Annotated in this window: 10 protein-coding genes and 1 tRNA gene; 9 read left to right on the forward strand and 2 right to left on the reverse strand. The window is 41.9% G+C overall.

The features are described 5' to 3' along the window. The first annotated feature begins 323 nt into the window (after nucleotides 1–323). Together Q4546_RS18555 and Q4546_RS18560 are read left to right on the forward strand one after the other, a co-directional pair. Nucleotides 324–2,294, forward strand: a complete 1,971-nt coding sequence (locus Q4546_RS18555) for a BCCT family transporter (RefSeq protein ID WP_102437675.1) — start codon at nucleotides 324–326, stop codon at nucleotides 2,292–2,294. Between the two features lie 158 nt (nucleotides 2,295–2,452). Next, nucleotides 2,453–2,809 carry a YajD family HNH nuclease gene (locus tag Q4546_RS18560; protein ID WP_076539886.1) on the forward strand — a complete coding sequence of 119 codons (357 nt, stop codon included), beginning with the start codon at nucleotides 2,453–2,455 and terminating at the stop codon, nucleotides 2,807–2,809. A gap of 86 nt (nucleotides 2,810–2,895) precedes the next feature. Here Q4546_RS18560 and Q4546_RS18565 read toward each other — a convergent pair whose 3' ends face one another. After that, nucleotides 2,896–3,126 carry a DUF1289 domain-containing protein gene (locus tag Q4546_RS18565; protein WP_102437673.1) on the reverse strand — a complete coding sequence of 77 codons (231 nt, stop codon included), beginning with the start codon at nucleotides 3,124–3,126 and terminating at the stop codon, nucleotides 2,896–2,898. Nucleotides 3,127–3,355: 229 nt separating this feature from the next. Between Q4546_RS18565 and Q4546_RS18570 the strand changes: the two genes are divergently transcribed. From Q4546_RS18570 to megL, 7 genes are all read left to right on the forward strand, one after another. Beyond that, nucleotides 3,356–4,642: a chemotaxis protein gene (locus tag Q4546_RS18570; RefSeq protein WP_347230786.1), complete on the forward strand. Its 1,287-nt coding sequence runs from the start codon at nucleotides 3,356–3,358 to the stop codon at nucleotides 4,640–4,642. Nucleotides 4,643–4,718: 76 nt separating this feature from the next. Beyond that, nucleotides 4,719–6,029, forward strand: a complete 1,311-nt coding sequence (locus tag Q4546_RS18575; protein WP_303446821.1) for a methyltransferase — start codon at nucleotides 4,719–4,721, stop codon at nucleotides 6,027–6,029. 253 nt (nucleotides 6,030–6,282) lie between these two features. Continuing rightward, entirely contained in the window at nucleotides 6,283–7,332 is a 1,050-nt protein-coding gene (locus tag Q4546_RS18580; protein WP_076539890.1) for a 3-oxoacyl-ACP synthase III, read from the forward strand. A 48-nt stretch (nucleotides 7,333–7,380) separates the two neighbouring features. Beyond that, entirely contained in the window at nucleotides 7,381–8,265 is an 885-nt protein-coding gene (locus Q4546_RS18585; RefSeq protein ID WP_102437671.1) for an alpha/beta fold hydrolase, read from the forward strand. Nucleotides 8,266–8,334: 69 nt separating this feature from the next. Beyond that, nucleotides 8,335–10,050 carry an olefin beta-lactone synthetase gene (oleC, locus tag Q4546_RS18590; protein ID WP_303446820.1) on the forward strand — a complete coding sequence of 572 codons (1,716 nt, stop codon included), beginning with the start codon at nucleotides 8,335–8,337 and terminating at the stop codon, nucleotides 10,048–10,050. Nucleotides 10,051–10,116: 66 nt separating this feature from the next. Continuing rightward, nucleotides 10,117–11,166, forward strand: coding sequence for a 2-alkyl-3-oxoalkanoate reductase (gene oleD, locus Q4546_RS18595; RefSeq protein WP_102437667.1), 1,050 nt, complete (start codon nucleotides 10,117–10,119; stop codon nucleotides 11,164–11,166). 393 nt (nucleotides 11,167–11,559) lie between these two features. Further along, nucleotides 11,560–12,729, forward strand: a complete 1,170-nt coding sequence (gene megL / locus Q4546_RS18600; RefSeq protein WP_102437665.1) for a methionine gamma-lyase — start codon at nucleotides 11,560–11,562, stop codon at nucleotides 12,727–12,729. A 328-nt stretch (nucleotides 12,730–13,057) separates the two neighbouring features. Here megL and Q4546_RS18605 read toward each other — a convergent pair. Next, nucleotides 13,058–13,134, reverse strand: a tRNA-Met gene (locus tag Q4546_RS18605).

Genomic DNA, 13,134 nt, shown 5'->3' on the forward strand with positions numbered 1-13,134 from the left:
TAATACAAACGCTAATGCCAATAGTGATATAAACGCTAATGCCAATAGTGATATAAACGCTAATGCCAATAGTGATATAAACGCAAATGCTAGCGGCAATGCAACTAGCGATGAAGCGTCAGCTAATGAAACTTTGGCGTCAGATAATAGCACTTCAGCAACTAAGAAATAGTGCTTTTTAATCCCAATGCGCGCGAGTACAAATTTACCCCTCAATGATTACGTTAAACGCAATCCAATAGAACCAGCCTATACTTATGCAATTGTCAGCGCAATTGTTACCTATGTAGCTGTGTTCATTATCCTATTTACAGGTCTCAATCATGTTTAAGAAAGCGAGTGTTAACCCTCCGGTTTTCTTCCCTTCAGTATTGCTTATTTTTGTCATGGTATTTATTTGTGCCGTTTGGCCAAATGAAGCTAGCCAATTTTTTAAAGCCATTCAAAGTTGGTTAGAAGTTAAAGCGGGCTGGTTGTATATTGTTGGGGTGGCTATTTTTCTCATCTTTATTATTTTTGTCATGATGAGCCGTTTTGGTGACATCAAACTAGGCCCAGATCATTCCGTGCCTGACTACAGCTTTAAAAGCTGGGTATCTATGCTGTTTTCTGCAGGGATGGGTATTGGATTAATGTTCTTTGGCGTGGCAGAGCCAGTGATGCATTATTTAGCCCCACCTGATGCAACGCCTGAGTCACTGGAGGCTGCAAAAGATGCCATGAAGATTACTTTTTACCATTATGGCATCCATATTTGGTCAATCTATGCCGTAGTGGCTTTAAGCTTAGCGTATTTCTCATATCGTCATAAACTGCCTTTACTGCCACGTTCTGCCTTATATCCACTCATTGGCGAGCGTATCTATGGCCCTATAGGGCACGCGGTTGATACGTTTGCGGTGATCGGCACCATGTTTGGCGTAGCAACCTCATTGGGCTTTGGGGTGCTACAGGTCAATTCAGGCTTAAGTTATTTAATTGATGGTTTGCCAAATAACATCACTGTGCAAATTATTATCATTATGGCGATTACCGCGATAGCAACGGTTTCTGTTTTTGCAGGCTTAGATAGAGGCGTTAAACGTTTAAGTGAGCTTAACCTTGCGTTAGCACTGCTATTGCTTGTGGCAGTTTTAGTTCTTGGACCAACAGTGCTGTTACTGCAAGCATTTGTTCAAAATACCGGTGGTTATTTAAGTGATATTGTGGGTAAAACCTTTAACTTATACGCCTACGAGCAAAAAGATGATTGGCTTGGTGGCTGGACATTATTGTATTGGGGCTGGTGGATCTCATGGTCGCCATTTGTAGGTACTTTTATTGCTCGTGTCAGTCGTGGGCGCACTATTCGAGAATTCTTAGTCGGGGTGTTATTTTTCCCAACTGGCATCACTTTCCTATGGATGACAGTATTTGGTAATAGCGCCATTGATATGATTAGAAACCATGGGGCGAGTTATCTATCGGATGCGGTTTCTAATGATGTATCGGTGGCCTTGTTTCGATTTTTTGAGCATCTACCATTTTCATCAGTATTGTCCATCATTGCCATATTCTTAGTGGTAACATTTTTTGTTACTTCATCAGATTCCGGCTCGTTAGTGATTGATAACTTGACCTCAGGCGGTAATGAACAAGCGCCAGTAGGCCAGCGAGTTTTTTGGGCGATACTGCAAGGTGTTGTCGCGAGCGTATTATTACTCGCTGGTGGCTTACAAGCGTTACAAACAGCAGCGATTGCCAGTGCAATGCCAATCATGATTGTGATGCTATTGATGTGCCTTGGCTTGTATAAAGCCTTACAAGATGATCGCTTGAAATTAGAAAGTGTGCAGCAACACAATACCAGTGTGCAATTTGCTAAAGCCAACATGAGCTGGGAAGATCGTATTGATGTACTGGTCTCTCACCCCAGTCAAGAAGATGCGCAGCGATTTTTAGATAACATCGCCAAACCGGGACTTGAACAAGTCAGACAAATATTTTTAGCTAAAAATATGCCTGCTGTCATCACCCAAGATGATGAAAGGGTACGTTTATTGATCGGTAACAACGAAACCCTGCAGTTTGCTTATGGGCTGCGTATTCGAGCATTTACCATGAATGGTGCCGATGTCGAAGGCTTTGCTAGTGAGCAAGACTATTATCGGGTGGAAGTGTTCTTAGAGCACGGCGGTCAGCATTACGATGTGATGGGTTATACTCAAGAGCAAATTATTGCAGATATCGTTAATCAATATGAACGCTATTTACACTACCAGCATTTGTCTAATTCAGAGTTAGTGACTTACTAGCGGCTGCTTGTTTTAAGCGGTGCTTGTTTTAAGTGGTGCTTGTTTTAAGTGATGTTAGTATTACTCGAGCAGTGCAATTGTGATAGAAAACATTGCCCCAACCGATAACAGCGCTTATCCTTGGGGTAATTTTGTAATGAAAGTAAATTGGAAAGTCGATGTCAGCTACTCAAAGTAAATTAGATAAAGTATTAGCAGAAGCCAGAGATTACAAAGCCACTCGTGAAAAAGGCTACCGTGAACAAGCCTTAAAACTCTATCCTTGGATATGTGGCCGTTGTACACGTGAGTTTACTCATAAGAATTTATCTGAGCTGACGGTACACCATGTTGATCATAACCATGATAACAACCCGTCAGATGGCTCGAACTGGGAATTGTTATGCTTGTATTGCCACGATAATGAACATTCTCGATTTGAAGAGTTGATCCGTTATGGCAATACCACTGAAACCAAGCAAGAAGCCGCTACCTATAATCCATTTGCAGATTTAAAAGCAATGATGAAAAAGTAGCTTTGTTTACTGATACTCAGATGAAAAGCCCATATTTATGGGCTTTTTTGTGCTTGGCTGAAAGCTTTATTGCTCAGCTTTACAATTCAAGGCTGTTCAATTTCCGCTTGGGCTTTTAACCACTTCTCACGGCTGATGATCTGGCTATTATTACCGCCTTTCATTCGTTCTTTTCGTTGTGGCAGTTGTTGCCATACCGCTTGTTTTTTCTCTTCACTGGCTTGTCCCCAGCCAACAATTTCATTGATGTGGCGAAAACAGCCCATGCAGTAATCTGCTTCATTTAAGCCGCATTTGGCGACGCAAGGTGAGTGCATTGTTAATCCTTTACCGTTCTAAAGTCTTGGCATTTATTGATTAAACCATATAGACAAATTAAATAAATAAAACTAGGCTGCGACTAGCTATAGTTTATTGAATTAATTAAGTTATTTGCAAGTTTAATTGGTTGTAACTATGGCTTTGTTGTCAGTGTTTCGTTGGTTTTTTGCTATAATAAATAGCCAACTTGCTGCTTTATTGTGTCGCTATTGCGTGGAGAGTACCATGAAATCATGGTTTAATTTAGCTGTAAAAAATCTTGCTAGCCTGAGTAGTCGTTGCTGGTTTGCTCAGTTTCACCCCCTTATTATCACCTGTAAAAAACTGCTTAGCCTTATGAGTATCGGCTTGTTATCTTTAAGTTTAACGGCTTGTTCACTGCTAGAAGTTAAGCTTGAAAGTGGCGTTGAACCCTTACCTAAAGAGCAGATAAACATGCGTATGTTTAGCCGTGAATTTAGTTATAGCTTTTATGCTGAAATTGAAGCCACCGCAGACCGCATTGCAGCTAATAGCGATGATGACAACGTTAGAGCTAACACCTTAATGTGGAAAATTTACGCTGAGCAAAGCCTGCAGCGGGCTATATTCCAAGCCTCTCCAGTAGCGGCAATGCTCGATACTTGGGTGTTGACCGAGCAAATGAAGCAGTTTTATGAAACTGGTGCTGGCAGTGAGTTATTCGGTGAACAACAGCAGCTCGCGATAGATAGCAGTGAAAAATTAGCGGATCAATTCGTCTCGACAGTAAAAGGCTTTATTAGCAACCAAAAGTTCAAAAATAATCAAGCGTTTGTGAGCCAATATGTGGCTGAAAATCCGCTTGAGGATATTACCTTTACCCGCACTACTGCCTTTAATGCTTGGTTGGCTTTTAGCAATATTTCAGAGTTTGAAGCCATTACCACTTTTGGTTCAATGCCTGAGGTGATGAGTGATATGTCTGATCGTATGGCGATGACCACTGAGCAGATGCCAAAAATTCTTGGCTGGAAAGCCGAGTTATATGCACTTCATGCTGATGTTAGCGCCGCTGATATAGAATTAGCCCTTAAAAATATCAGTGAAACCACCAAAAAATTTCAGCAGTTAATGCAGCAAACCCCTGAAATGATGACCATGCTTGCCGGTGATATGCGAGTGGAGCTGGCGCCATTATTAGATCAACTGAGTGATGTCACAGATGATAAACTGCAGCAGTTATCAAAAGAGCGTGAATCACTAGCCTTAATTATTGTTCACGAGCGAGAAGCGTTAGCGCAAATGATTGCTGATGAACGCAGCGCTGCTATTCAAGATTTAGATGCACTAACCCAAAAAACCGTTGAATTAGTGTTTGCCCAAGTGATTGAGTTAATTAAAAGTGTGATTGTGTATTTCATTTTATTCTTAATTGCGATATTTTTTGCGCCTCTAGCTATGGGGGTTTGGTTAGGTAAACGCATGGCGGTTCGAAAGTCTGAACCCAAATCTAACCCTAAATCAGCTATCAAAGTCGCAGGTAGTGAGTAGTGAGAGTGCTTAATGATGGTGTAAACCATCAATCACACCAATAAACCATAGGATGCCAATGAGCACACAGATTGCCATGAACTGCGCGACAGACGCTAACAATTGTAGCGACAATAGCGCCAAGCTAGGCCAGCTTAGCGAGTGCTTACTAAAGCTAAATAGTTTGTGGCAAGTGAAAGCCTTTGATTGTCAGCAATTACCTTGGTCTGAGCAGTTTCCTTGCTTAGCCGCAAAGGTTTGGGCCATTGCTGATACTGACATAGAGGCACTAGATGTAGCTCAAGGGGCATTGGTATCGGCGTTACTGCCGTCATTGATGCAAGATATGCAGCAGTTGGGGATGAAAATTGATGGCTTAGCCGCGATGTTAAGCACATCGACAAATGGTGATGTATCGTTAACGAGACCAGAACCCAAATCGTTTGAAGCACACGCTGTAGAAATAGGCCTGTCTGACACTGAGCTTAGCCATTTCAGCGCCCATATCAAAGGCCGAAAGTGGCAGCAAATTACTGCTTTTTCAGCGCATATTCCTAAAGGAAACCTGATTGTTGAATGGTGTGCAGGTAAAGGCCATTTGGGACGTTATATTGCTAAAACCCATCAAGTTAAGGTTAGCAGTTTAGAGTGGCAACAAAGCTTGTGTGAGCAAGGCCAGCAGTTTGCAGACAAGTGGCAATTGTCGCAGCAGTTTCATTGTGTTGATGTGTTTAACTTAGCCAATAGTACATTAGGGGCCAACCCGCTAAGTTCAGAGCAACATGCCATTGCGTTACATGCCTGTGGTGATTTACATGTTAGGCTGCTGGAGTTAGCCGCTCAAGCAAACACCAAACAAATCTCGTTTTCACCTTGTTGTTATCATCTTATTCAAGCTAATTACTATCAGCCGCTATCCCATGCTGCAAAAAACAGTGGCCTTAAGCTATCGCGACATGATTTACAGTTGCCGCTGCAGCAAAGTGTGATTGCCAATGACAAGCAGCAAGCATTACGACATCAAGAAATTGCTTGGCGCTTAGGCTTTGATAGCTTGCAGCGAGATATTAGCGGTAATGATCGCTATCTGCCGATCCCCAGTGTTAAACGAAGCCAGTTATCGGCATCATTTAGTGATTTTTGTTATTGGGCTGGGGCGCAAAAACAAGTCAATATCGGCGCTGTAACCGACTTTGATGCCTATCTTGCTCAAGGGGTAGCTAGGCAAAGGCTAACTCAGCGTATCGATCTAGTCGCGCACCTGTTTAGGCACGCTTTAGAGCAGTGGTTATTACTGGATAGAATGTGCTTTTTACAACAGCAGGGTTATCAAGTTACCATGGTTGAATTTTGTGCAAACGAAATCACACCAAGGAATTGGTTAATTCAAGCTGAAAAATTAACCTAATTAAATAATTCTGTTCGAATAGTTTTCTAAGGTACTGTTTAATAGTTTTTATTTTAAATCCTCTTGATTAACCCCTTTAGTGATACAGTTAATACCCCAGCGATAAACTGCGGCTTTGGTAGATTTATATATTACTAATTGTGGTTTTGTATTGAATATTGAAGCTTTTCTTGTTCAAATGGCGGGTTAGTAGCAAATACCAATAAATTCGGTTGCCTAAGGCGGCCTTAAAGTGAGCGATTGATACGGTTTCATGAAATATTCCCGCGTTTTTATTAATAGTATGGCCTATGAGTTAGCACCCCAAGTGGTGTCTAGTCTAGACCTAGAATCTCGTCTTGCGCCGCTTTATCAAAAGTTTCGTATTCCAATGGGGCAATTAGCCGCTTTAACCGGTATTAAGGAACGTCGCTGGTGGCCAAAAGGTTATCGTTTATCTGACGGCGCTATCAGTGCTGCCCGTAAAGCGGTTGCTGAAACAGGTATCAATGTCAGTGATTTAGGGGCAGTTGTTTACACAGGCGTGTGCCGTGACCAACATGAGCCCGCAACCGCGTGCCGCGTGGCTGCAGAGCTTGGTGTGTCTAAAGATACCGCGATTTACGATATCAGTAACGCTTGTTTAGGTGTGCTTTCTGGCATTTTAGATATCGCTAACCGTATTGAGCTTGGACAAATTAAAGCCGGTATGGTGGTATCTTGTGAATCGGCGCGCGATATTGTTGAAGTCACTATCGACAATATGCTCAATGAGCCGACAATGCAGAATTTTGCCCAATCGCTAGCGACCTTAACCGGTGGCTCTGGTGCGATTGCGGTTATCTTAACTGACGGTAGCTTACCGCTTAAAAATACTCGTAATCATCAGCTATTAGGTGCCAGCCACTTATCGGCGCCTGAGCATCACGAGTTATGTCAGTGGGGCCTACAAGAAACCAGTCAAAAGTTATATCGTGAGTTTATGCGTACCGATGCCGTCACCTTACTTAAAGAAGGGGTTGATCTGGCTAAGCATACTTGGGAACACTTCTTAACTCAGCGTGAGTGGTTAGTGGATCAAGTTGATAAAGTGATTTGTCATCAAGTGGGCGCATCAAACCGCAAACAAGTGTTAAATGCTCTCAATATTCCTCATGAAAAAGAATTTCCAACTTATGAAACCTTGGGCAATATGGGCACGGTTTCGCTGCCAGTAACAGCGGCGATGGCCCACGACCAAGGCTTTTTAAAATTAGGCGATCAAGTGAGCTTTCTAGGCATAGGCAGCGGGTTGAACTGTATGATGCTAGGCATCAAGTGGTAATCATTTCGCTGGTTATAGAATAAGTATTATAAAATTGTAGGAAGCATCATGTTAGAAAATCTGTTGCCTTTTGATAGCCATTATTTAGACCGCAGTGGTAACAAACTGCATTATGTTAATGAAGGCCAGGGTGAGCCAGTGGTTATGGTTCATGGAAATCCAAGCTGGAGTTATTACTACCGTAACTTAGTCAGTGCATTAAGCACCAATTATCAGTGTATTGTGCCTGATCATATTGGTTGTGGTTTATCGGATAAACCTGATGACCCACAATACGATTACACATTAGAAAATCGTATTGATGATTTAGAAGCGCTGTTAGATCATTTAGATGTCAAAGAAAACATCACCTTAGTGGTTCATGACTGGGGCGGAATGATTGGTATGGGCTATGCTGCCCGTTATCCTGAGCGCATTAAGCGCTTAGTATTTTTAAACACAGCAGCATTTCACTTACCTGAATCTAAGCCTTTTCCTTGGGCATTATGGGTTTGCCGCGAAACTATTTTAGGGACGTTTTTGGTCAGAGGCTTTAATGCCTTTTCATCCATTGCATCCTATGTGGGTGTTAAACGTCAGCCAATGGCCAAAGCAGTGCGCGAAGCCTACGTTGCGCCATTTAATAGCTGGAAAAACCGTATTTCAACCTTACGTTTTGTGCAGGATATTCCGTTAAAGCCTGAAGATCGTAACTATGAGTTAGTTTCAAATATTGCTGATAGTTTATCTAAATTCTCTGAAGTGCCAACACTGATTTGTTGGGGACTACAGGATTTTGTATTTGATAAGCACTTTTTAGCAAAGTGGCGTCAATATATGCCCCATGCGCAAGTAAGAGAGTTTGATGACTGTGGTCATTATATTCTTGAAGATGCTAGCGAAGATGTCATCGGGCTTATTCAGAACTTTATGGCTAACAACCAGCAAAGCTAAACAGCGACCTTGGGCGTGATGAAATACTCATTATTCACGCCCAAGTTATAAACCAATGACATCAGGCTTATGACATTAAAAACGGCTAACATCTGTCGGCATTTACAAGATGCGGCAAATAACTTTCCTTCTCAATTAGCTGTCGCGGTGCAAACAGCGACATCTGCCAATCAAGCCTCTCACGCTTTAACTTATCAAGACGTCGATTTTGGCTCCCTAAACCAACAATCTGATGATATTGCCTATCGTTTAAATGCCTTTGGCCTTCAAGCTGGCATGAAAGCTGTGTTGATGGTGACCCCAAGCATTGATTTTTTCGTGCTAACGTTTGCGTTATTTAAAGCGGGCGTAATTCCTATTCTGGTCGATCCCGGTATGGGGGTTAAAAACTTAAAACAATGTTTTGAAGAGTCACAACCCGATGTGTTTATTGGTATCCCTAAAGCCCATATTGCCAGAAGAATATTAGGTTGGGGTAAACCTTCGGTTAAGCTTTGCTTAAATGTGGGCGGCAGTAGTATTCAGCGTTGGTTATCAGGCGCAGTGAGTATTGACGCCTTGCCACAGGTTAGTGGATCATTTGCCAAAGCTTACCCCATGGTCACACTGTGTGATGATCAAATGGCGGCAATTTTATTTACCAGTGGCAGTACAGGCACCCCAAAAGGTGTGGTGTATTCCCATGGCATGTTTGAAGCGCAAATTAGCGCCCTTAAACATGATTACGGCATTAAGCCCGGTGAGCGCGACTTAGCGACTTTTCCATTATTTTCATTATTTGGCCCTGCACTGGGTATGGCATCTATTGTGCCAGCGATGGACGCCAGTAAACCCATAACCGCTAATCCTGAGTATTTATTCGCAGCGATTGAGAAATATCAATGTACTAATATGTTTGTTAATCCGGCATTGCTGGAGCGCTTAGGCGCCGCTGCTGAAACTAAAACCGCAGCCCAAAACCAAGCATTTACATTACCAAGCGTGCAAAGAGTTATTTCAGCAGGGGCGCCAGCAACCATCTCATCAATAAAGCGTTTTAGCAAAATGTTAGCAACAGGAGTTGAGGTGCTCAACTCTTATGGGGCGACAGAGTCTTTGCCGATTAGCATGATGCCAAGCAGCGAGCTGTTTGATACCACCGCCGCAACTGATGCTGGTAAAGGTATTTGTGTGGGTAAAGCCATTGATGGTGTTGAGATTAGCATTATCGATATTACTGAGTCAGTTATCAGCCATTGGGATGAAGCCGATATTTTACCTGTAGGAAAGATTGGTGAAATCGTCGTAAAAGGGCCGATGGTAAGTCGTGAGTATTATCATCGCGATAGTGCAACTAAGCTGGCCAAAATTACTGATGCTGACGGTATTCGACACCGCATGGGTGATGTCGGTTACTTGGATGAATTAGGGCAATTATGGATGTGTGGCCGCAAGGCCCATCGAGTTGATCAAACTCTAAAAGGTAGCCTTAGTAAACGTTATTTTTCAATTCCCTGTGAGCGGGTATTTAACACCCATAAACAAGTAAAACGTTCAGCACTGGTGAATATTGTCATTAATGGCAATATTGAACCACTGTTATGTGTCGAACTTGATAAAGCCATGACTTGCTCAAACAGTAAAGCGCTATACCAAGAGTTAGTTGATATCGCTGAAAAACATACACATACAATGGGTATTTCACGTTTTTTAATTCATCCAGATTTTCCTGTGGATGTCAGACACAACGCGAAAATATTCAGAGAAAAATTAGCTGTTTGGGCTCAAAAACAGTGGAAAGAATAGTGCAAATCGTTGCTGAAATGTTTGCCAACAATCAATTTTTATTAGCGTTCTCAATTAGGTAAATACATGCTTGAACTCGAAATGTTATTAAAGCCAGAACAGGCAGCCTTAGCTGCGCTTAAAAGTCGGGTTAACAAAGTATTTGTCACCGGGGCAGGTGGTTTTTTAGGTAAAGCGATTTGTACTCGTCTGCGAGCAGCAGGCATTGAAGTTAATGGTTTTGCTCGTGGTGAATATCCTGCATTAACGGCGATGGGCGTTAACATGTATCAAGGTGATATTAGCGATTCAGATGCGCTAGCAGCGGCGATGCAAGATTGTGATTTAGTGTTTCATGTGGCGTCAAAAGCGGGTGTTTGGGGCGATAGAGATAGCTATTTTGCCCCTAACGTTAATGGAACCGCTAATATCCTGCGTGCGTGTAAAGCATTAAAGATCAATCATGTGGTTTACACCAGTACTCCAAGTGTCACCTTTGCGGGTGAAGATGAAGCCGGTATTGATGAATCTTCCCCTTATGCCGCTAGCTTTTTAAACTTTTATGGTCACTCTAAAGCCATTGCCGAAAAAATGGTGCTAGAAGCCAATGGGCCGCAGTTGAAAACCACCGCATTAAGACCGCATTTAATTTGGGGACCTGAAGATCCACACTTGGTGCCAAGAGTGATAGCGCGGGCGAAAATCGGCAAGCTAAAGTTGGTGGGTAAACAAGATAAACTGGTTGATACCATTTATGTTGATAATGCCGCTTATGCGCATATTCTTGCGGCAGTAGACTTAACGCAACAAGCTAAGAGTGCAGGTAAGGCATATTTTTTAAGTAACGATGAACCTATCACTATGGCGGCCATGCTCAATAACATTTTAGCCTGTGTTGATATTGCTCCAGTGACGAAACGAGTTCCTGCTGGTGTGGCGTATAGCGCGGGTGTGGTATTAGAAACCATCTATAAAATACTTGGTAAACAGCAAGAGCCGATTATGACAAGATTTGTCGCAAGACAATTATCCACCTGTCATTATTTTGATATTAGCGCCGCTAAAAACGATTTAGGTTATGAAGCGCTGATCAGTATTGACGAAGGTATGTTGCGCTTAAAAGCATCACTAAATTAAGCCGATAATTTAAATCGCTAATTTAAGTTGAAATTTAAATTATCAGCAAGGGATTACCAGTATACATGTTGTTGCTGGTGATCTTGTTTCATCACATCAGTTGTATGTTATCTGTCATTATTATTAAAGCGCTGTGCAAATCACTAATCACTATAACCACTAGAATCCTCGTTGACTCATTGTTTATAACCGCAGTCACAATCTAAAACTTTAAATATGTAAAAACAACATTTTGCGCGCCATTCTTGGTTGTGATGTAACATTGTGTTTACAATGTGTTCAATATGAATAATCGCTAAACTATTGGTTAAAATTTTCAGCGCGCTATCTTAAATTCCTGTCCACACACATAGTAAAATAATTTAAATTCATGTGTGGGCCTGGGAGAGCGAGATGCCAGATCAATGGAAACCAGCCACAGTAGCGATTCATGGTGGTCATATAAAGGAAGCGTTTGGCGCATTAGTCACGCCACTTTATCAAAGTGCCACCTTCGTGTTTGACAATGCCCAGCAGGGCGGAGCCAGGTTTGCCGGTGACGAACAAGGCTACATTTATACGCGTCTTGGTAACCCTACTACCGCAGAGTTAGAACGTAAAATGGCCTTACTTGAAGGGGCAGAATCTGCCGCTGCATGTGCCTCAGGCATGGCTGCTGTTTCAGCGGCGTTAATGACTCATCTGGAGGCTGGCGATCATTTAATTTCATCAAATGCGGTGTATGGTTGCACTTTTGCTTTGTTGAGTAGCCAGCTAAAACGGTATGGCGTGGATACAACATTTGTAGACTTTTCTGATCCCTTAGCAATTGAAGCGGCAATTCAGCCTAATACTAAATTGGTATTTTGTGAGAGCCCTGTCAATCCGCATTTACAAGTATTTGATTTAACCGCAATAGCAGCTATTGCAAAGCGCAATAATTTGATAAGTATTGTTGATAACACCTTTATGACGCCTTTATTGCAACAGCCGCTGACTTTGGGTATTGATATGGTGATCCACAGTGCAACCAAATACTTAAATGGTCATGGGGATGTCATTGCAGGCATTGTTTGTGGAAGTGAAGCGCATATTCATCAATTAAAATACCAAATTCTTAAAGACTTTGGCGGTGTTATTTCGCCCCATGATGCATGGCTAATTTTAAGAGGATTAAAAACCTTAGATGTCAGGTTAAGCCGTCATTGTGACAATGCTGAAAAGTTGGCTGTTTACCTTAATCAACATACAAAAGTAAGCAGTGTTTTTTATCCCGGGCTTGAAAATCATCAAGGCTTTAAATATGTCGGCAAACAAATGCGTCGAGCGGGTGGGGTAATCGCCTTTGAATTAATAGGGTCCGAACAAGATGCGATTAACTTTGTAAATAAATTAAAACTGTTCACGATAGCCGTGAGTTTGGGCGATGCGGAGTCACTTATTCAGCATCCTGCATCAATGACTCATTCACCCTACACCCCCGAAGCGAGAGCAGAAGCGGGGATAACCGATAATTTATTACGGATTTCAGTTGGGTTAGAAAACGTAGAAGATTTGATTATCGATATTGAACAAGCACTTTAGGTAATAAAACTTTTGAAAGCGATTTAAATACGGCTTTAGCAAGTAAAATTATTAGAAGTTTTTTGAAATTTAATGAGGATATTTGGAAGTTTAAGAAGGATATTTTGAAATTGAAGAAGAGTATTACTATTTGAAAGTGATTTAAATTGGTTGCGGGAGCTGGATTTGAACCGACGACCTTTGCAGATTTATTAGGGTTGAGCCCGAACTGAGGATCTAAAAATCGGTGCAATACACTTGAGCTTGAAAAGTGATGAAGAATATTTTGAAATTAAGAAGGGTATTTTTAAATTTAAGAAGAGTATTACTATTTGAAAGTGATTTAAATTGGTTGCGGGAGCTGGATTTGAACCAACGACCTTCGGGTTATGAGCCCGACGAGCTACCAAACTGCTCCATCCCGCG

Source organism: Shewanella sp. 4_MG-2023 (assembly GCF_030548015.1).
In the GTDB taxonomy this organism is placed as follows: Bacteria; Pseudomonadota; Gammaproteobacteria; order Enterobacterales; family Shewanellaceae; genus Shewanella.